This is a genomic window from Pseudoalteromonas distincta (assembly GCF_000814675.1).
In the GTDB taxonomy this organism is placed as follows: Bacteria; Pseudomonadota; Gammaproteobacteria; order Enterobacterales; family Alteromonadaceae; genus Pseudoalteromonas; species Pseudoalteromonas distincta.
This window is the reverse complement of sequence record NZ_JWIG01000029.1, coordinates 192,599-212,496: the sequence shown is the minus strand read 5'-3', so window position 1 is coordinate 212,496 and position 19,898 is coordinate 192,599. Positions and strand designations below refer to the sequence as shown.

The window sequence follows — 19,898 nt, the reverse complement described above, 5'->3', positions numbered from 1 at the left end:
TGTGGCGTTTTTTTTGCTTAACAGAAACTCAAATTAAGCGACTTTGAATTTGTTTATTTTGTGCTATTAATACGTGACTTTAATAGCGGCCTTAAATCCTCAGGCAACCAGCGCATAAGTAAATCGTTATAAGCCTGCGTTTTTTTAATAACTTTAAGCTGCTCATTAAGAATAGCGATGTCTTTTGCGCCTTGCTCGTTTTTAGTACAACCAATAAAGCCATAACTGAGCGCTGGAGATTCGTTTAATGGACGCTGCGTTAAGTTTTCTTCAAAGTGCATTGATTTAGCTAAATAGTAATGCTCGCTTGGGTAACCCAGCAAAATATCAATTCGTTTTAGGTTAAGCATATATGTGAGGCTCGCTAGGCTATCGCGTGTGGGTCTAATTACTAAATCAATGTTGGGTGTACTGTTTATTAAAGTATCTATCTCTTGGCCGTAAGAGCGGCTCATAGAAACTCCAAGAGTTAGTTTTTTATCTTGTATTAAATTGAGTAGTGATACTTCTTTTGATTCCGCTATATTTAGCGCTTTGGCGAGCTTTTTGTGCATTGCTATTGAAGGCGAGAGGCCCGTTGTTGAGCTCTCCTCTGTGAAATAAATATGCTCTTTTCTGTAATCATTTTTATAAAGCGATAACGCACAAGCATTATTTGAAGTATTAGACAGCTCTTGAATTACTTTACCTGAGGGGATAAGCATGCGGTTAAAGGTAATATTAGGAAGTTGTTTTTCAAGTAAAGAAATTATGCTTTCGTCACGGCCTTGGTGTTGATATTGACCATTTAAAATATAATAGGGTGCAAAATCGTGCGCTAGCCAGTTTATGGTTCTAGCATTGCTTATTGAGCTCAGACAGAAAAAAAGTAAGAAAGTTAAAAAAATACGGAGCATTACAACAGCTACCAGTAATTATTATTGTAAAACTATTGTAACCAATAAAGAGCTAAAAAGTAAAATGCCAGCAACAAGGCTGGCATAATATCTTATCAATAATTGCAATAATAAAAGGGCAATTAAAGTTATGTGTTGCTTAGTTAGCTTTTAGCCACTTAACAAACTGGCGTGCATCACTCGCTTTTTGAAATAATGCATTTTTTAAACCTTGTGTATCACTGAAGATTACACGATGTTTGTTTACTGAAATTGATTGCACTGGATGTGCTATTTGGATCATAGACCCATTATATTTATAAGACATAATAAAACTCACTTTATTCTTGTTATTTATTCTGCGCTATATTTTTATAGCAAATTGCAGTCAATAAATTAACGATGTTGTGTTTAGCTTCATTACAGTGTTGACGATCTTTATGACACTTTTGCGATGATAGTAAAAAATCATCTCGGTATTATTCAAGGGGTTCTCGCCGTACAATAACTTAGCTTTCAAATATACGTTTTGCGGGGCTTACTGGATCAGGGTAAATGGTTAACCGCGGCGGTTTCTTTAAACCAGAGAGGGAAGGTAACTTATATATAAATTGTGTGCAAGCTATTTATTATAAAAATATTTATAATAAATCTTATCAACTGCTTACAAAGCCCATTTTTAGTTACCAAAGGATAAGTATGAATTACCTGATAGTGAGTGATATTTATGGTTTAACCCCTGCTTTAAGTAAGTTATCACAGGCAATTAGTTCACATTTAGTGATTGTTGAGCCTTACAACAACAAGATTCAAGCTATTGAAAGTGAACAAGATAGTTATAATAATTTTATACAGCAGTGTGGCCATGATAAATACACCGACAAACTTCAAGAATGCTTTGAGAGTTTAAAAGTACCTACCACGTGTATTGCGTTTAGCGCAGGGGCAAGTGCAGCATGGCGGGCACAGTTATTAACAGGCAATACACACCTTAAAAAGTTAATTGGCTTTTATCCGTCGCAAATTCGTAATTATTTAGCGTTAGATGCAAATGTACCCTGTGAATTCATATTCCCAGCAAGTGAGAGTCACTTTAATGTTGATGAAGTTATTAAAGCTTTAAGCACCAAAGCGGGTGTTAAGTGCTATAAAACCAATTTTTTGCATGGTTTTATGAACGAGTACTCCACCAATTTTAATGCGCAAGGGCTTGTTGAATATAGTAACTATATAAAACAGAGCAGCCGTTAAAGCGTGTTTAGCTGCTTTTTATTAATATCAGGAAAATCAGTGCGGGTATTATATTTTGCATACAGCGTTGTAAAAATGCTGCTGCCGGATAACTTATCTAACTCTTTTATAAAGGTTTTAGCACTAGAACGAGCGGGTCTACAGCATGTTTGATACTGTTTTATTATACCCGCGACAGATAAACCTTGTTTTTGTAGCTTAAGGTCGGCCTGTGCAAAAAAAGCCGCACCCGTCCAATAAACACGTTGCTGGGCGCGTTGTTTCCACATATCGGCAGAGAGCTTATTAAGTGGCTGTGTTTTAGTTTTGGTTTGCAGGCGGGCACGATCAAATCCTGCATTTAAACGTTGTACAAACTGTGGCTGGGTGATTATACCGCTGTCACGCATTATTACGTTTTGCATATAACTGGCAAAACCCTCGCTTAGCCAAAAACCGGAGTAGGGAAGTAGCGGCAAATATAAATGCGAAAGTTCATGGTATAGCGTCCAATCTTTAGTGAATGCATTTAAACTGGCGTAGCGATCTATATGTAGTTCAATCCCATCGGGGTTATTGCGCTTAACTGTAGCCCAAGGTACAGGCTCAAAAGCAAAGTATTGCGGTTTTAAATAAATAGGCAAAGTGGTTTGCTTTAAAGGCCCCAGTGTATTTTGTGTTTTTTCAACACTTTGATTAACCCATGTAGACACCGTATTTTGAGCATTACTTGAGAGCGAGCTAAGGTTATGTATGACTACTTCAGCGGCTAATACGTTAAAAGAGCTGATTGATAGTAGCAGTACAAAAAAGTATTTCATTAAAATGCTCCACTGTAATTTAATAACTGGTACGCCAGGCTTAATATACAAGACCAACTAAATGGATAAATAATCACGCCTAATTCTTTATTTTTTAAAATGATAGTAACTATAAAAGTACAAATACAGACACCTCTAGCTAAGCATGGTTTAATCAATTAATCGTTATTTTAAGTTAGGTTTTAGCCATGACGTATCAGCATATTCAAGTTCCTGAGCACGGCCAAAATATCACTATTGATGCACAAGGACATTGGCAAATACCGTTAGAACCTATCATTGCTTTTATTGATGGCGATGGCGTGGGGCTGGATGTTATGCCGGTGATGCGCCACGTTGTTGATAGTGCAATTGAGCATTGTTATAAAAGCGCACGGAAAATTCATTGGATGCAGGTTTATAATGGCGAGCAGGCCGCAAAGCTGTATGACGGTGATTGGTTTCCACAAGAAACAATTAACGCGGTACGTGCCTGCAAAATTGCCATAAAAGGGCCGTTAACCACACCACTGGGTGGTGGCTTTCGATCGCTTAATGTTGCACTCAGGCAAGAAATGGATTTGTTTGTAAATATGCGCACTATAAAAGGCTTTAGCGCACTTCCTTCTCCTTTAAAAAATCCTTTTTTAACAAACATAACAGTGCTTCGTGATAGCAGCGAAGACGTGTACTCAGGTATTGAGTGGCAAGCAGGGAGTGTAGAAAGCGAAAAAATGCTCGATTTTTTATGTGAGGAAATGGGCGTAACCCGCTTAAGGTTTTCACAAGAATGCGGTATTGGTATTAAAAATATATCTAAAGAAGGCTCTGAGCGACTAATGCGCTTTGCAATTAACTATGCACTTAAAAACGATAGTGAATCATTAACACTAGTGCATAAAGGCAATGTACTTAAATTTACCGATGGGGCATTTAAGCGTTGGGGGTATGCACTTGCACAAAACGAATTTAATGCCACTGCACATGAAAATGGGCGGTGGCTACAAATAGAGCGAGTAAATCAAGCACCTCTAATTATTAAAGAAGTTATAGCTGACAACATGCTGCAGCAATGTTTAATGCACCCAGAGCAATTTGATGTAGTGGTGACGACTAATCAAAATGGTGACTTTTTAGCGGATATGTTGAGCGCACAAGTTGGCGGTGTTGGCATAATGCCTGCTGCAAATTTAAATAACGATGTCGCATTTTTTGAGCCTACACACGGCACGTTTGAACGTATAGCAGGGCAAAATAAAGCAAACCCCAGCAGTAGTATTTTAAGTGCGGTATTAATGCTTAAATTTATGGGATGGGACGAGGCCGCATTACTGATAGAAAATGCGTTAGAGCAAACATTTAAAAGCGGTGAAGTAACCTTTGATTTAGCGCAAGAGCAGAGCGATAACTCAAGTATTCATAACTCGACAACCTTAACTTGTACTGGCTTTGCAAAGAAGGTTATCGAGCACTTTTAAACACATTCATTATTAAGCTGCTGAGGCAGTTTTTACTCTGTGCATGCAAGGGCGGTTGGTTAACTGCGCTGCACGATGGTAAATTTCATGTGCTTGAGGTTCATCGCACTGCGTACCACTAAGCGTATCCATTAACGCAACAACAATAATTGCAGGAACCTGGCAGCAATATTCGTCTAAAACGGCTTCTGTCGTTTGTGCATCAACATGGCAAAGTGGGTGGTTTTTAAGTTGGTATGCGTTTAGCAATGTATCCACTTCTAATACATCATTTGGTTGGTGCTTTGTTTTACGGCATTTACAACCAAACTCATCAACTAAAGTAGCTAATGCTTGGTAAGTTTCAGTGGTGTTAGTTTTTGCGCATAACTGCTCTTCAATAAACTGATGTAAGTTAGCATCAATAAATAACCCGTCTTGTTGTGTGAAGCTTGATGTTGTCATAATTATTACTCTTAGTTTGTTGGCTTAACTTCACTCTAGCGCTAAGTGTATTATTAATAAAATTGTTGTTTTCAATAACTGACATTGATTTCATCAATAGTAAGTTTTAAAACTAAATAAAAAAATAGAAAACATACCTAAATTATACTAATTAATTTGGTGCAGAGCGGTAAAAACGTGCACAAAACTGGAACAAGGGGATTAGTTGATGAGTTAAGGTGGATGCTTAGTTAATTGTTTTTATTGAATTTTAATTGTTTTATGAAGTTGGTACTAAGCTTGCAAATCTTACACTGTAGGTAGACTCCTATATCGACGATTTCCAAAAGCGCCATGGTATTTTCCCAAAGTTGAATACCACGGCGCTTTTTTATTTTCTCGTGTATTTTATTCAGCCGTAACAATAGTAATATTAAATTTTAATAAAGTAGGGAATAGCCACTAAAATAGCGCCTACAATCAACAGCATGCTAACACTGCTCATAAAATACGGAAATACCAATAGCGACAAACCAATACAAAGCGGTACTACGGCTTTTTTTCTTCGCCCGTAAGTAAGGTAGCCAATACCTATGCCTCCAAACAAAACACTCCACGCAATTATTGATGCACTATCCATTTGTAAATTACCTATTTTGAAATACTGATTTAAATTACGACCGACATAGCCAGCTTTTCAATACCATGTGAAGGGGTCCATCTTTTAAATTCCACGAAGCCATGCTTTTTATATAAATTTATTGCAGGAGTATTAGTAACCGCAGTCTCCACTATTGCATGAGAAAAATCATCCATTGCTAAAACATAACTTATTAGCTTACTTGCGATACCTTTTTTAAAATGACTAGGATCAACGGTTAAACTACAAATATCTAAATACTCGTTGTTTGTATCTACTTCTATAACGGCTGCTAAGCATTCATTTTCGCTGTAGCCATAAAAGGTTGTTTCTGATTTTTTTATACCTTTAATATTACGCGCTAAAGGAGGAAAGTTATGCGCGTCGATCAGTTTAGCCTCTATAGCATAGGACTTTTGAAAGACAGCAAAAATTATATTTGCAGTATCGTTATTCTTATTATTAAGTTTGTTTATCATTGTCTTCTTTTTTAGAAAATAAAGTATGAATACCATATGCCGTAATAAAACCTCCGGCACCAATTGTGAAAAAAAGAAATAAATAAAACTTTTTCGGGTTATTTTCTAAAGATGCCACTGCCGGCTCATTGTATCTCTTATAAATGACACCGCTTTCGTAATTAAAATAGCTGCGTAAAAGGATAAACAAACCTAAAACAATACACAGGAGCGCTTTACTTGTTTTCTTAGTGCTATTTTCAGCTATTACTATTTGTTGCGTAGCTTTTGGCTCAGTACGATTTGGTTTAGCTAATTCATCTTTAAGGCGTTTGTAGTTTTCGGGATATTTATGCGCATCAATACTTTCAAGTGCTTCGTTTAATTCACTAAGTGAATAAGTAGAGTAATCAATATTTATAATAATCTTCCTTAAAAGGCTCTTAAATAACACTTACACAGCAAGGTTTTTAAATTGTTGTTATTTAATGGTATTTTTATAATCCGATTAAGTTTATTTTAATGTAGCAAAGACTTGAGGTTAGTCACTTTTACTTTCATATTTAAACTCGAATGAAACTATTGCAGCCAATATACCTCCAGTCGCTAATATAGCAGCGCTAAATAACATCTCCCATAATAATTTTTTCAACAGTAGAGTCTGATGAATATTTGTAAATATTACGCTCCAAGTTTGTTCAAAGTTGTATAAATTAACAACTTCATGAACATCGTATAAAAAAGTACCTAACCCATTCAAAAAGTATGCAAGAGCTATATAAACAAAAAGTCGTGCAGTAAATAAGAGGGTTTTTAAATTATCAGTTTCAACTTTAGAGAAAGGAAGAAAGCTAATTTTGGTGACCTGGCTCATTATAAGTGAACACTTCAAATATAGGTATTGGTACATAAAATTCCATTTTTTAATATGTCTTAGGTTATTGATAACGAGTATCTAAAGTTATTGACTTTATATTACTAATTAAGAATAACGTAGTACCTATTTTGACACAATTCTTTAGCGAACATTGTATTTGAGTTCTAGCTTTTTCATTAGGTAGTTTTTAACTCAATGTATTTAAAATGTTAACTAAGCTATTAGCTCAAAATCAGATGATTCAGTACATAGCACAGGCACTCGCATTAGGCTCTTGAGTACTAATTAAAGGTTTGCTCTTAATTACCTATCTGCAATCGTTTTAGCAAACGCTAATAACTCACGCCTTAACCATTGGTGCGCCGGTGCATGGTGCAGCAGTGGGCTCCATATCATCTTTACCTCAATAGGCACTATTTGAAATGGTACAGGGCTGATTACTAAATCAGTATGAGAGGTTAATAACTTAGCTTGCCTGCGCGGTAGGGTGGCAATAAGTTGCTCTGATTGGCAAAGCAGGCTTGCAACCATATAGTGGCGAGTAAAAACACGTATTTTACGGGTTTGTTCTAGTTGCCAAAGCGCTTCATCTACCCAGCCTAATTTTTGCTTTCCTGATTTATTAGTAACAGCGGCTTCAGGCCCCCAGCCGGCACGATTTACCCAAATATGCTCTTTTTTTAAGTAGTCGTCTAACCCTGATTGTTGTAAAAATGTATTTTTAGGATGCGTTAAACAACAGTAGTTATCTCGCCATACACTGGCTTGATGAAACGAGCGTGGCAGGCCATTAAAGCGGTTTATTGCTAAATCTATAGTGCCTTTTTCCATGTCTTGCAGGTTTACGTCGCTTGGACTTAATACATCAAAATTAATACCGGGGTTTTTACTAAGCTGCGCCGTTATAAAGGGGGCTATTAAGGTCGACTCTATGTAGTCGTTTGCCATTATTCTAAACGTAACTTCAGCGGTTGTAGGGTTAAATTGCTCACTAGGCTGCGTAATAGCTTCGGCCATTTTTAAGAGCGCCTCAACTTCAGGCTTTAACGCAAGTGCCTTTGCCGTTGGCGTCATAGAGCCTGCAGCACGAACAAGTAGTGGGTCGTCAAATAAATCGCGCAAACGTTTTAATGCGTTACTCATAGCCGGTTGCGTAAGCGCGAGTTTATTGGCAGCTTTTGACACACTTTTTTCATCTATTAACACATTTAAATAAACGAGAAGGTTAAGATCGACATTTCTTATATTCATATGGGCGTGTTGGCCTTTCAGGGTTGAAATTTGTTCAATCTAGGGGCGATTTAATCGCGGCGCGAGGTTTGCCACCTAGTGGGCTAAGTAAAAATCGAGTAACAAAGAGTTAATCGTCCCTAGAAAGAACCCTATGGGCAGTGTGTATTTGGCCTTTATGCAGCGTTAAAGTACAGTTATGGGGAGTCACCACACTACATGTACTTTGCCTTGCTTAAAAACCAAATACACGGCTGCAAAATTAACCTCGAAAGGTCAATACGCCCAATAAATTCTATTTATATGCTTTATTAATTATCTAAATTAAAGCCTGCTTGCTAAGGTGTAAACAATTAATAAAAAATAACCGCCATAACTGGCATCAATATAAGTGCTGTATTTATGCAAAATAGGCTAACACATCAATCTAATAATACGCTGCAAAACGTTATTGCCAGCAAGCTTGCACGATCTGTTTTTGCTGGATTTGAGGCGATGTTTTCGCAATTTTTAAATATTACACTGGGTGCACAAAGCCGTTTTGAACAACGACAGTACCACAGTGTGCAAAGTGCTATGCGTGAACGTTTACAAGTGTATGAGCGCGAAGTAAAAAACGTGAGTGAAGCCGTGAGAGTTATTGCTTATGCTGAACTTACTTGCCCGCAAACGTGGCAGTTAGCTAAAAATATTTACGGCGATATGGTAGAAAATCACGAAAATAAACCCATTGCGCATACCTTTTTTAACTCAACGTTTGGCGCAATTTGGGACGATAAAAAAATTCGTACTGTGCATTTGTTTGTATTAAAAGCAAAGTATCGTAGTGAGCCACGCTCTTATGAAAGCTTAGTGAGCAGGGTATCGCTACATAATGGGTTTAATAACGCCGTTAAAACGCTTATCACTAATCAAGTATTTAGAGTGCCGTTTAGTCATTTAGAACGTGATGTAGCCACATTACAAAGTACGTTAATGCAAGGCGCTAAGCAGCAATGCAAACAGGTGTACGAACTTATAAATTTAAACGATGGGTATATTGAATACGCCAACTCATTATTTTTTAGAAACAAAGCCTGTTATTTAATTGGGCGCTGCATTGCTAAAAATGGCGACAATATGCCTTTTGCTATCGCTATTTTAAATACCGATGAGGGACTAAAGCTTGATGCTGTAATGATGGGCGCCGATCAATTAAGTTTATTATTTGGTTTTGCACGCACCTATTTTATGGTTGATACCGATAAACCCGCTCGCTATGTAGATTACTTAAGTGTGTTAATGCCACACAAACAACGCTTTGAGTTATTTAACGCCATTGGCTTTATAAAGCACGCCAAAACTGAGTTTTATCGGCACAAGGTTGATACGACTAAAAATAGCCCAGCCAACTTCAAGTATGTTAAAGCGCCAGGCACGCCGGGCATGGTAATGCTGGTATTTACTATTGAAGGGCTAGATTACGTTTATAAAGTAATTAAGGACAAATTTAGTGCGCCAAAAACAGCCACCAAAGCACAAGTCAAAGAAAAGTATAACTTTGTAAAACAAGCCGATAGGGTTGGTCGTTTGGTAGACACACACGAATTTAGATATTTAGCGTTTGATTTAAGCCGTTTTAGCGACGAGCTGCTTGAGCAGATGAAAAGCCAAATTGGCAGCAGCATGGTTATATCTGGCAAGGCACTTATTTTAAAGCACGTTTATGTTGAGCGTAAAATGACCCCGCTTAATTTATATATTACCCAATGCGATAACAAAACCTTAGAGAGAGTTATGCATGATTACGGTAAAGCAATTAAAGAATTAGCCGGTGCTAATATATTTCCGGGCGACATGCTAATGAAAAACTTTGGCGTAACGCGATGGGGGCGAGTTGTGTTTTACGACTTTGACGAAATTTGCCCACTAACCGATTGCAACTTTAAAGAGGTGCCACATACCCAAAATGCACTCGAAGAGCTAAGTAGTAACTCGTATTTTGATATAGCTGAAAACGATATATTTCCGAGCCAATTTAAGGTGTTTTTTAGTGCCAACGAGGTTGCGTTTAACTATTTTAATAATGAGCACAGTAACTTGTTTTTAGCGACGTTCTGGCAAGGTTGTCAGCAACAAGTACATAATGGTTATCTACCCGATGTTTATCCTTATAAACAAAGTTGGCGCTTTTGAGGTTGTTTGAATCTGTGTTCATCCCCATCTATATGTTATTACAGTTTTTAAACTTGGAGCAACAATGAAATATATTTCTCATGAAGATGGCAATCTTGCATTTAGTGAAACCGAAAAACCGGTTTTAAAGAGCCATGAAGTACTTGTTAAAGTTGCAGCAATAGGTGTAAACCGTGCAGACAGTATGCAGCGCCAAGGTAAATACCCGGCTCCTGCGGGAGATAGTCCTATTTTAGGTTTAGAGTGTGCAGGTACAGTTACTGAGCTTGGAAAAGATGTAGATAAAAGCTGGCTAAACAAGCGTATTTTTACATTGTGCTCTGGTGGTGCTTATAGCGAATATGTAGCCGTTGATGCAAAACAGCTTATGGAATTACCCGATGATGTAACAATGGCTGAGGGCGCTGCAATAAGCGAAGTGTATTTAACGGCATTTGGCGCATTATTTGAGCTTGGTAAATTACAAAAAGGGCAAACAGCGCTTATTCATGCAGGTGCTAGTGGCGTAGGCGGTGCCGCAATTCAAATGGCTAAAAGCGCTGGTGCTACCGTGGTTATTACCGCTGGTACGGATGATAAATGCCAACACGCAAAAGAGCTCGGTGCCGATCATACAATCAACTACAAAACCACTGACTTTGTAGAATATATGAAAGCAAATGAGTTAACAGCAAATGCAATTGTAGATCCTGTTTCGGGTAGTTACTTAAATAAAAATGCCGCTATTGCAGCCATGGATTGCCAAATTGTAATGCTTGCATTTTTAGATGGACGTTTTGCAGAAGTTGATTTTGCGGCGCTTTTACAAAAGCGTATTTCGTTTCATGCCTCAACGCTTAGAAATCGTAGTATTGAGTTTAAACGCCAGGTGCGCGACGACTTTGTAGCACGCTTTTACAATGATATTGCCACTAAAAAGTACGACTTTAACCTGTATAAAACATTGCCTTGGAGCGACGCAAACGAAGCGCATGCTATTTTAGAGCGTAATGAAAACGCAGGAAAAGTGGTTTTACTTGTAGAGTAACTCTTTAATTTTAGGGTTTAGCCCATATACTAAGCCCTATAAAAAATACTTAAGGTTTAATAATGAATCCAATACTAGCAATACTTAAAGAGCACAATGTAAGCGACGAAAAAGTAAAAGCATTGTTTGAAGCGTTTACTCAAAATCCAATGATGGCAATGGCGCTTGTTCAAGAGCTTGGTATTCCGCCAGAAAAGTTACAACAATTAATGGCAGTCGTGATGACTCAACCGCATCTGATTAAAGAAGCGACTGACGAACTTGGTTTAGATTTTGAAAAAGTAAAAGAAGCGAAAGAAAAACTAAATCAACAGTAATTGATAATCTAATTTTCAGATTGATCATATAGCAAGGTAAGCAACTACCTTGCTATACCCGCCGTAAAGCACACACTTTTTGTTACACTCTACATTGAACTGCTCAGTATTTAGTAAGTCATAATAATACTTAATTAACGCAGGGAAATAATATGAAACCGCTTTATAAGTTTTGGAAAAACAACCGCTCTCTTATCGTATTTATTGCACTAATGAGCGTATTTAGAAGCGCTGTAGCCGATTGGTACGAAGTGCCAACAGGCTCAATGAAACCAACAATTCAAGAAGGTGACAGAATACTTACCGATAAAATGGCCTACGATATTCGTATCCCATTTACGCACATAAAACTACTTAAACTAGCGGACCCACAAACCGGTGATATTATTGTTTTTGACTCACAAGCTGCCGATAACCGTTTAATTAAACGTGTAATTGGTGTGCCAGGGGATACGGTTGCGCTTGAAAATAATGAGCTTATTATTAATGGTAAAAAACTTAATTATGCTGATCAGAAAAGCAACATAGACTCGCTTGATAAAATCGAAGATTTAAACGGATTAGCGCATTCGATAAGAGTGGCAAATATTCCTTCACGTTTATCGGGCTTTGACGCAATTACAATTCCTGATGATTATTATTTAGCAATGGGCGATAACCGCGACAATAGCGCTGACTCGCGTGTAATAGGTTTAATTCCGCGTAATGAGTTATTAGGAAAAGCAGAGCGCGTTATAGTGTCTCTTGATTACGATAACTATTACCTACCAAGAAAAGACCGCGTATTGAAAAAGCTCAATTAAATAAGATAATTAATTTTATAGTTAAAATATAACTGCCTATTTAGGCAGTTTACTTATATATTTTTTTACAAGCTTGGTAAGAACACTACGCTCTTGTTCGGTATTTAATACCTTACAAAAATCGCCACTGACTGCAGCGCCACAAGCACCTGCTTCAAACCACTGAGATATATTATCTAAATTCACACCACCAACAGGCATTAATTGTGCTTCTGAAAATGGACCCGTTAATGCTTTAAAGTAACCAATGCCCATACTGCCTGCAGGAAATACCTTAATAATATCAGCGTTATATTCAATTGCATTTGCTACATCGGTAGGTGTTAGTGCGCCCATTAATACGGGTAACCCGTGCTGGTGGGCAAGTTCGACAACCGATTTGTTGGTATTTGGCGTTACGATAAACTGCGCGCCTGCATCAATAGCTTGCTGGGCAAGGGTGGTGTTAATTATTGTGCCTGCACCAATAAGTGCGTTTTTATGCGCTGCGCGAGCTCTTGCTATTTCTTGCTCAAAGCCAGGTGTGTTTGAAGTGATCTCTAATGAGTGTATGCCCGCATTTATTAAACAATCAATTAATGGAGCTACATCGGTTTGTTGTTTTAAGCGCAGTATGGCGACTAATTTGTGTTGCTTTATTTGGCTACTTACTTTTGTTCTGTTGGTATCTAAAATTTGGGTCATAATTACAATTCACTTTATATCAAACGGGGTAGACGATTTAATAGGAAATAGTATAGTCAGGGAGTATGTACCTTTCTAAATTGAAAAATTAATTGATAAAGGTCACAGGCTTAATCAATTAAAGGCTTCAGAAAAATCTTGATTAACTTACTTGTTTCAATCGGCAATTCTTCATGAGGTAGGTGACCGGCATTACTCACTATTTCTAACTGAGTATTTGTGCTGTTGAGTATAAATTCTTTTGTGTAGTCAAATGGAACTACCTCGTCCTCCTCTCCCCAAACAACTAAAGTAGGTATATTTAGTTTATCGCCAGCAAATAACAAAGGGTCGAACGAGTACGATTTTAAAAGGGAGATTAATGCTGCTCTGTTACCAACTCTAAGAGTTAGTTCACTGTACTGCTGAAACTTACTAAACGGTATATCTTTATTTTTAAACACTCTTCTGAGACTGTTTTTAGTCACAAAGTAAGGTAAAAAATACAGGCTTAATTGCTTTGTTATTGGTAAATAAGCAAGTTTCCAGCCTATTAGCCAATTCTTAAATGGGGCTAGACGAGGAGTTGCGTTTATAAGAATAAGGGCATTTATTTTATTTCGATGATTTTTGGCTAGTTGCCATGAAATTTCACCACCAAAAGAATTGCCAACTAACGTATATGAGAATATTTCGAGTTTATTAATAAATTTCTCAACAAATTTTGAATAGTTTTTACTATCGTATTTTTTGCTCTCTTCCCATGGCCCAGTTATGCCAAAGCCGGGTAAGTCCAAACTTATCACCCTGAAATCTTTTGTAAGTGTTTTAGTAACATCATGCCACGTATGTAAACTTGCTGATAGTCCATGCAGCATAATGAGTACTGGCGCATCTTTTTTTCCTTCATCTATATAATGAACGCTTATTTTGTCGATATTTACAAACTTTGAGTTATCGTATGACCAGCGTTTTTTTATTACGATAGCCGAAATATCTGGCGAGTACGTTAAATAAAATAATACTGTAAAGCCCAGGAGGAGAAAAATTATAAGGTATGTCAAAGCTTATTATTCCAATTATTGATTAGCGATATTGTAGAAGCTGAATCAATAGGTTTACTGTAGTAATAACCTTGGCCATAAGTACTGCCCATGCCTTTAAAAATTGCTATTTGATTAGCTGACTCGATACCCTCGATTGTTGTTTCAAAGTTAAGCGCTTGTGCCAAAGATATAATAGATTTAACGATGGCAGTAGCTTGGGTGTTATCTACTACATTCAATTTCTCAACGAAAGATCGGTCAATCTTTAATTTATCCAACGGAATTTCTTGGAGATAGGAAAGTGAAGAGTAGCCTGTTCCAAAGTCATCGAGAGCAACCTTTACACCTCGCTCTCTTAAATTGTTCAATACCTTAACAACGTATTCGTAATTGTTAATCATTACAGACTCTGTAAGTTCTATTTCTAACTGTTCGGACGCCAAATTACTGCTTTTTAGGGCATTAAAAATATCTTCAACTAATGTGTTTTTAGTAAACTGTAATGCCGAAACATTAACAGAAACCTTAAGATGTTTAGGCCATGAAGAAGCATCTTTGCAGGCTTGATTTAAAATAAATTGGCCAAGTTTATTTATTAGGCCACTTTCTTCAGCTAGTGGTATAAATGTATCCGGTGCAATAGTTCCTTTTATAGGGTGATTCCAGCGAACTAACGCTTCAAAACCATTGAGGCTACCCGACTTAAGATTTACTTGTGGTTGGTAATAAATAGTAAATTCGTTATTTATAAGTCCTTTTTTTATATCAGAGAGTAGGGCAAGCTTCGATTTTCCATTTTCTTCCATATATTGTTCAAAGAAACTGCATTTAGATTTTCCTGTCTCTTTTGCTGAATATAGAGCCATATCAGCAAATTTAAATAAATCATGAGCAGTCATAGTATCTTTTGGTGTAGAAGCAATTCCTATGCTCGCATACATTTCAATCTTATATTCGTGAACATACCATGGTTTTTTTAAAGTATCTAAAATTTGCTCGGCATGTTCTTGGGCTGAAGTTTTATCTAATGTATATTGATAAACAATTGCAAATTCATCTCCGCCAAGACGAGCAACTAACCCATTTGGCTTTATTGCAGCAGAAAGTCGTTTAGCCATTTCTTGTAATAATTGATCGCCCACTATATGTCCTAGTGAGTCGTTTATTATTTTAAAGTTATCTAAATCCATCAAGAAAAGAGTACAGTTTGCTGATGCTTTCTTTTCAAATACTTGTTTAATGAATTGATTGAACTTATGCCTGTTTGCTAAACCAGTTAAAGGATCTGCATTAGCTAAGAACTCCATTTCTTGTTCTCTTAATTTTATTTCTGTTATGTCAGAAATAACACCACGCCAACCTAAAAATAGTCCGTTAAAATTTACTAATGGCTTTGCTGTGATAGCCCACCATTTGTGGCACTTTGCTACTTCAACAGGTATTTGCATATTTTTAAATGGGAGTGGGGTACATAATTTAGTATTGAGGTCTTGAAACAGCTCTTTGCTTGTGGCGTTTTTACACAAGGAAAATATAATTGATGAGAAGTTTTGACCTTCTAATTCCTGTATGGTTACATTAAGTGCTTTAGCAAGGTGAAGGGAGGTATGCTGTAAATTACCTTTTTCATCAGTTTCCCATAGCCAGTCGCTTGCATTCTTTTCGAAGTCATTGAGTAACATACCAACGACTTGACGTTGATGTTCTATTTTTGTTTCTGCCTCTAAGTTTGATAAAAACATTCGAGAAAATACAATTACCGTTGAGGCGAGTATCAAGCCAAAAAAAGTGACTATTAACGCAAAGTACCAATAATGCCCCCAAAAATGGTATGGAATACCAATAAGTAATCCAAGAGTAAAAATACCAACCCATGCTAAGCCCGCTATAGGAAGAAATGAAAACATCCAAGCACCAACAGAGGCAAACGAAATTATAATACAGATAATTAATAGTCGGCCTTGTTCATCAGATAAACCAAATAAATAATTGGCCATCGTGATATGTAAAATAGCCGCTAAAGATAGAATTACAGTTAACCATTCTGCTGCGTGCTTCTTAATTAATGTGTTTTTGTCAATCGATTTACTTTTATACCACAAAAAAATGTTAATAATAGCTATGCACCAAAGAGCGCTTATCCATGATATTAATACATAATGATTAACATCGTTCCAGAAAAATAATGTAAGAAGTAAAGAAGTTAGCATGTTGCCAGTACTACTAAAGGGCATTTGCTGTAAGATTGCGTAGTATTGGCGTGATTTAAACGCTTTGTACGTGTCTCTATTAGAGGAGTTTGTATTTATACTAGACTTGATATTTTTGATAAACCAAAAATAAACAGAATATAACAAATTAAAAAAGCTAGGGTTTGATGAGGTCGGTTCTCGATTCATGAATCTTAGGGGGTCCTTTCCCAAATAGCATTAATTGACAATTTAAAAGGTCTAAATTATTGGCTTATATATTAGCACAGTCCTTTTTTAATACTATTTATGCATTTTATGATAATCATATTGTAATAAAAACCGCTGATGTATCAGCGGTTTTTATAGTATGAGTAATATTACATTACGCGCATACCAGGCTCTGAGCCGTCATCTGGGTTAAGAATATAAATTTCTTTTCCGCCAGGGCCTGCTGCTAATACCATGCCTTCAGACATACCAAAGCGCATTTTACGAGGCTTAAGGTTCGCAACCATAACGGTTAGCTTGCCTTCGATATCCTCAGGTGCGTAAGCTGATTTAATACCCGCAAACACTTGGCGAGTTTCGCCGCCTAAATCAAGTGTTAGCTTAAGTAGTTTATCTGCGCCTTCTACGTGCTCTGCTTTAGCAATCTTAGCTACGCGTAGGTCTACTTTTGCAAAATCATCGAACTCAATCTCGTCGCTAATTGGCTCTTTCGCAAGTGGGCTGTTAGGGTCAATTGTTACTTTTGGTGCTAAGCTTTCTTTAGATTCTTCAACCATTTTGTTCACTTTATCCATTTCAACACGTTGCATTAACGGTTTAAATTTATTGATAGGGTGGCTTACTAGTGCATTTTGAACGCCGTCCCATGCAAGGTCGTCATTTAAAAACGCTTGTACGTTGTCTGCCATTCCTGGTAACACGGGTTTTAAGTAAGTAATTAAAACGCGGAACAGGTTAAGACCAAGAGAACACACTTCGTGTGCTTCTTGTTGCTTAGTTTCGTCTTTAATTAATACCCAAGGCGCTGCGCCATCAATAAACTGATTTGCTTTGTCGGCAAGCGCCATTATTTCGCGAATTGCGCGGCTGTAATCGCGGTTCTCGTAGTGTGTTGTAATGCTCGGTGCAGCAGCTTGAAACTCTGCTAACAGCTCTGGTTGCATAATAATGTTGCTTAGCTTGCCATCAAACTTTTTAGTAATAAAGCCAGCACAACGGCTCGCTATGTTGACTACTTTACCTACTAGGTCTGAATTTACGCGCTGCGCAAAGTCTTCTAGGTTTAAATCCAGATCAACAATACCGCTACTTAATTTTGCTGCGTAGTAGTAACGTAAGTATTCTGGGTTTAAGTTATCTAAATAAGTACGCGCTTTAATAAACGTACCCTTTGATTTAGACATTTTTTCGCCATTTACAGTGACAAAACCGTGAGCGAATACGTTAGTTGGCTTTCTAAAATTAGCGCCTTCTAGCATTGCTGGCCAAAATAAGCTGTGGAAGTAGATAATGTCTTTACCAATAAAGTGATAAAGCTCTGCGTCTGAACCCTCAGCCCAAAACGCATCAAAGTCGATGCCTGTTTTGTCACACAGGTTTTTAAAGCTCGCCATGTAACCAATAGGAGCATCTAACCAAACGTAGAAGTATTTGCCCGGTGCATTTGGAATTTCAAAACCAAAATAAGGTGCATCGCGGCTAATATCCCATTGCTGCAAGCCATCGGTAAACCATTCATCTAGCTTATTAGCCATTTCTTGTTGAATAGTGCCCGAGTGTAGCCATTCTTTTAGCATGCCTTCAAATGCTGGCAGGTCAAAAAAGTAATGCTCAGAATCTTTCAGTACAGGCTCAGCGCCCGACATTACAGAACGTGGGTTGATTAAATCTGTAGGGCTGTATGTAGCACCACATGAATCACAACTGTCGCCATTTTGGTTTTCAGACTTACACGTTGGGCAAGTACCTGTTACAAAACGATCGGGTAAGAAAATACCTTTTTCAGGGTCGAATAATTGCGAAATAGTGTGCTTTTTAATATGACCGGCATCGTTTAGGCGGTTATAAATAAGCTCGCTTAATTCTTTGTTTTCTTGGCTGTGTGTGCTGTGGTAGTTATCAAATTTGATATTAAAGTCAGCAAAGTCGCGTTGGCGCTCTATGCTTACTTGTTTTACCGCTTCTTCAGGCGTGATCCCTTGCTTTTGCGCATTAAGCATAATTGGTGTGCCGTGGGCATCGTCTGCGCAAACATAATAAGCTTCGTGGCCCTGTAGTTTTTGAAAACGTGACCAAATATCAGTTTGAATATATTCCAATAAATGACCTAAGTGAGTAGGGCCATTTGCATAAGGTAATGCGCTGGTAATCAGGATCTTTCGCTGCGTCATAATCATTCCGAATTGAGGATAAAACGCCGTTTTTATTATACAAACGACAATTATCATTAATTTATCCATAAGCTATTTGCTTAGAGTGCACACAGCTTATGGATTTTTATTAATTGACTGGTGTTAATGCCCTGAATGTTACATAATTCCGTGGCACTTTTCATCAAAGAAACGCTATTTAATTGCTATGTTTGGACTGTCGAAACTATTCTCTTCTAAATCGGTGCAAAAACAACCGATTATTACTGCCTTAGCGGCATATCGTAGTGCGGCTTTTGCCGTCGGTATTGACGAAAGCTTCATTAATACTATTACTCAAAATGACGATAAATCACTACACATTAAATTAACCCTACCATTTGCTGGGCAATCAGAAATGCCTTTAGTTGAGCAACACGTAAGTGAAAGCTTAAATGTGCCTGTAACAATTAGCGCCAAGGTTATCATTAAAGAGGCGGCTAAGTTTAAAGCGATTAAACATATTGTACTTATTGCCTCAGGCAAAGGTGGGGTAGGTAAGTCGACTACTGCTGTTAACTTGGCAGGCGCGCTTAAAAATGAAGGCGCAAAGGTGGGTATTTTAGATGCTGACATTTATGGCCCATCTATCCCAATGCTTTTAGGATTAGTGGGCGCAGAGCCCGTCACTAAAGATAACAAACAGCTACAGCCTTTTGATGCAAATGGCATTAAAGCGCAGTCAATTGGCTTTTTAGTTCCAAGCGATGATGCCACGGTATGGCGTGGACCAATGGCGTCAGGTGCGCTGAGCCAGTTACTTAACGAAACCGATTGGGGCGAGCTTGACTACTTAATTGTTGATATGCCACCGGGCACCGGTGATATTCAGCTTACAATGAGCCAAAAAGTACCCGCTAGCGGCACTGTTATTGTCACTACACCGCAAGATTTAGCGCTAGCCGATGCGCAAAAAGGCATTGCTATGTTTAATAAAGTAAACGTACCGGTGCTTGGCTTAATAGAAAATATGAGCCACTACATTTGCACTCACTGTGGTGAAGCTAACCACGTATTTGGTAAAGACGGTGCACAAAAACTGGCGCATAAGCACGGCGTGCCTGTACTTAGCCATATTCCACTTGCAATAGATATACGCGAGTATTCTGAGCAAGGTAAACTTATTGCAAGCGATAACGATGCAGCAATAAGCAAAACATACAGCGCAGCAGCAAGGCTAATAGCCAGCACGCTTTATTATCAACAGCATCACAATGCAATTGAAATTGTGATTACGGAAGATTAAT

Annotated in this window: 20 protein-coding genes; 7 read left to right on the top strand and 13 right to left on the bottom strand. The window is 37.7% G+C overall.

Annotated features, from left to right (window positions below; all coding sequences use genetic code 11):
* Window positions 1-53: 53 nt before the first annotated feature.
* Together QT16_RS18455 and QT16_RS20905 are read right to left on the bottom strand one after the other, a co-directional pair.
* Window positions 54-896: a transporter substrate-binding domain-containing protein gene (locus QT16_RS18455; RefSeq protein WP_039489964.1), complete on the bottom strand. Its 843-nt coding sequence runs from the start codon at window positions 894-896 to the stop codon at window positions 54-56.
* A 139-nt stretch (window positions 897-1,035) separates the two neighbouring features.
* Window positions 1,036-1,203, bottom strand: coding sequence for a hypothetical protein (locus tag QT16_RS20905; protein ID WP_002961566.1), 168 nt, complete (start codon window positions 1,201-1,203; stop codon window positions 1,036-1,038).
* A 371-nt stretch (window positions 1,204-1,574) separates the two neighbouring features.
* On the opposite strand from QT16_RS20905, the gene QT16_RS18450 reads away from it, so the two are divergent.
* Window positions 1,575-2,126, top strand: a complete 552-nt coding sequence (locus tag QT16_RS18450; protein ID WP_039490177.1) for a hypothetical protein — start codon at window positions 1,575-1,577, stop codon at window positions 2,124-2,126.
* Here the strand turns inward: QT16_RS18450 and QT16_RS18445 are convergent.
* A complete protein-coding gene (locus QT16_RS18445; RefSeq protein ID WP_039490175.1) occupies window positions 2,123-2,926 on the bottom strand; it encodes a M61 family metallopeptidase in 804 nt (267 codons plus the stop codon). The genes QT16_RS18450 and QT16_RS18445 overlap by 4 nt on opposite strands.
* A 188-nt stretch (window positions 2,927-3,114) precedes the next feature.
* Here QT16_RS18445 and icd point away from each other — a divergent pair, with 188 nt between their 5' ends.
* A complete protein-coding gene (gene icd, locus QT16_RS18440; protein WP_039489963.1) occupies window positions 3,115-4,383 on the top strand; it encodes an NADP-dependent isocitrate dehydrogenase in 1,269 nt (422 codons plus the stop codon).
* Window positions 4,384-4,395: 12 nt separating this feature from the next.
* On the opposite strand, the gene QT16_RS18435 is transcribed toward icd, so the two are convergent.
* From QT16_RS18435 to QT16_RS18410, 6 genes are all read right to left on the bottom strand, one after another.
* Window positions 4,396-4,827, bottom strand: coding sequence for a hypothetical protein (locus QT16_RS18435; RefSeq protein ID WP_002961558.1), 432 nt, complete (start codon window positions 4,825-4,827; stop codon window positions 4,396-4,398).
* A 412-nt stretch (window positions 4,828-5,239) separates the two neighbouring features.
* A complete protein-coding gene (locus tag QT16_RS18430; protein ID WP_007375422.1) occupies window positions 5,240-5,446 on the bottom strand; it encodes a hypothetical protein in 207 nt (68 codons plus the stop codon).
* 29 nt (window positions 5,447-5,475) lie between these two features.
* The gene (locus QT16_RS18425) at window positions 5,476-5,925 is read right to left on the bottom strand and encodes a GNAT family N-acetyltransferase (protein ID WP_039489959.1); all 450 of its coding nucleotides are present in this window, start codon (window positions 5,923-5,925) and stop codon (window positions 5,476-5,478) included.
* On the bottom strand, window positions 5,909-6,358 hold the full coding sequence (locus QT16_RS18420) for a hypothetical protein (protein WP_039489957.1): 450 nt from the start codon (window positions 6,356-6,358) through the stop codon (window positions 5,909-5,911). The genes QT16_RS18425 and QT16_RS18420 overlap by 17 nt, the downstream gene beginning before the upstream one ends.
* A gap of 87 nt (window positions 6,359-6,445) precedes the next feature.
* A complete protein-coding gene (locus tag QT16_RS18415) occupies window positions 6,446-6,778 on the bottom strand; it encodes a hypothetical protein (RefSeq protein WP_152609351.1) in 333 nt (110 codons plus the stop codon).
* 306 nt (window positions 6,779-7,084) lie between these two features.
* Window positions 7,085-8,032, bottom strand: coding sequence for a LysR family transcriptional regulator (locus QT16_RS18410; RefSeq protein ID WP_024595339.1), 948 nt, complete (start codon window positions 8,030-8,032; stop codon window positions 7,085-7,087).
* Window positions 8,033-8,413: 381 nt separating this feature from the next.
* On the opposite strand from QT16_RS18410, the gene aceK reads away from it, so the two are divergent.
* The 4 genes from aceK (at window position 8,414) to lepB (ending at window position 12,333) form a co-directional block, all read left to right on the top strand.
* The gene (gene aceK / locus QT16_RS18405) at window positions 8,414-10,186 is read left to right on the top strand and encodes a bifunctional isocitrate dehydrogenase kinase/phosphatase (protein ID WP_039489953.1); all 1,773 of its coding nucleotides are present in this window, start codon (window positions 8,414-8,416) and stop codon (window positions 10,184-10,186) included.
* 64 nt (window positions 10,187-10,250) lie between these two features.
* Window positions 10,251-11,213, top strand: a complete 963-nt coding sequence (locus QT16_RS18400) for a zinc-binding dehydrogenase (RefSeq protein ID WP_039489951.1) — start codon at window positions 10,251-10,253, stop codon at window positions 11,211-11,213.
* A gap of 62 nt (window positions 11,214-11,275) precedes the next feature.
* On the top strand, window positions 11,276-11,530 hold the full coding sequence (locus QT16_RS18395; protein ID WP_002963210.1) for a DUF2999 family protein: 255 nt from the start codon (window positions 11,276-11,278) through the stop codon (window positions 11,528-11,530).
* 152 nt (window positions 11,531-11,682) lie between these two features.
* Window positions 11,683-12,333 carry a signal peptidase I gene (lepB, locus tag QT16_RS18390; RefSeq protein WP_052201230.1) on the top strand — a complete coding sequence of 217 codons (651 nt, stop codon included), beginning with the start codon at window positions 11,683-11,685 and terminating at the stop codon, window positions 12,331-12,333.
* A 36-nt stretch (window positions 12,334-12,369) separates the two neighbouring features.
* Here the strand turns inward: lepB and QT16_RS18385 are convergent, their stop codons facing one another.
* The 4 genes from QT16_RS18385 to metG all read right to left on the bottom strand — a co-directional run bounded on the left by QT16_RS18385 (window position 12,370) and on the right by metG (window position 18,633).
* The gene (locus QT16_RS18385) at window positions 12,370-13,017 is read right to left on the bottom strand and encodes a bifunctional 4-hydroxy-2-oxoglutarate aldolase/2-dehydro-3-deoxy-phosphogluconate aldolase (protein ID WP_002963212.1); all 648 of its coding nucleotides are present in this window, start codon (window positions 13,015-13,017) and stop codon (window positions 12,370-12,372) included.
* 110 nt (window positions 13,018-13,127) lie between these two features.
* Window positions 13,128-14,060 (bottom strand): alpha/beta fold hydrolase, encoded by a 933-nt coding sequence (locus QT16_RS18380; RefSeq protein WP_052201229.1) that lies wholly within the window; start codon window positions 14,058-14,060, stop codon window positions 13,128-13,130.
* Window positions 14,057-16,441: a putative bifunctional diguanylate cyclase/phosphodiesterase gene (locus QT16_RS18375; RefSeq protein ID WP_052201228.1), complete on the bottom strand. Its 2,385-nt coding sequence runs from the start codon at window positions 16,439-16,441 to the stop codon at window positions 14,057-14,059. The genes QT16_RS18380 and QT16_RS18375 overlap by 4 nt, the downstream gene beginning before the upstream one ends.
* A gap of 170 nt (window positions 16,442-16,611) precedes the next feature.
* Window positions 16,612-18,633, bottom strand: coding sequence for a methionine--tRNA ligase (gene metG / locus QT16_RS18370; protein WP_002959668.1), 2,022 nt, complete (start codon window positions 18,631-18,633; stop codon window positions 16,612-16,614).
* A gap of 187 nt (window positions 18,634-18,820) precedes the next feature.
* On the opposite strand from metG, the gene apbC reads away from it, so the two are divergent.
* Window positions 18,821-19,897 carry an iron-sulfur cluster carrier protein ApbC gene (apbC, locus tag QT16_RS18365; protein WP_033020997.1) on the top strand — a complete coding sequence of 359 codons (1,077 nt, stop codon included), beginning with the start codon at window positions 18,821-18,823 and terminating at the stop codon, window positions 19,895-19,897.
* The last annotated feature ends 1 nt before the right edge of the window (window position 19,898 follow it).